We start from the raw sequence: 575 nt of genomic DNA on the forward strand, positions 1-575 counted from the left end.
ACCCCTTTAGTCGACTGAACCCTTCTCCGTATCGCTTCCATTCTCAGGAGGCATACTCATGTTAGAACTTTTCATGCAGCCCGAAGCATGGGTGATATTTGCCACCTTATTTGCTCTCGAAGTTGTTTTAGGCGTAGATAACGTCGTTTTTATTTCCGTTTTATGTGAAAGATTGCCATCCCACCAGAGAAAGCTTGCACGAAACCTAGGTATTGGTCTTGCGGTGTTAGCGCGTATTGGATTGGTGTTTTCTATCACATGGATCATGCAACTTACCCAACCACTATTTAGCGTTGCAGACCATGCGGTGACAGGTCGAGATATGATAATGATCTTGGGTGGTGCGTTTTTGTTAGCGAAAAGCTTAAAAGAGCTTTGGAGCTGGTTAACTCACAACGAAACCAATCACTCTACCCATGTGCGCACAGGATTGGCGGTGGTTTTGTTACAAATCGTTGCGGTTGATGCGGTATTCTCGATGGATTCTGTCATCACAGCAGTCGGTTTAACAAGTGAAGTACCGCTTATGGTTGCTGCAATTATTGCTTCTGCATTGGTCATGGTTATGACTGCTG

The 575-nt window shown here is 44.9% G+C and carries 1 protein-coding gene; it reads left to right on the plus strand.

Going from position 1 to position 575, the window contains the following annotated elements:
• Nucleotides 1-58: 58 nt before the first annotated feature.
• A partial coding sequence (locus R7040_RS28580; protein ID WP_318097905.1) for a TerC family protein occupies nt 59-575 on the plus strand: 517 nt, incomplete at its 3' end.

Source organism: Vibrio sp. 1069 (assembly GCF_033340555.1).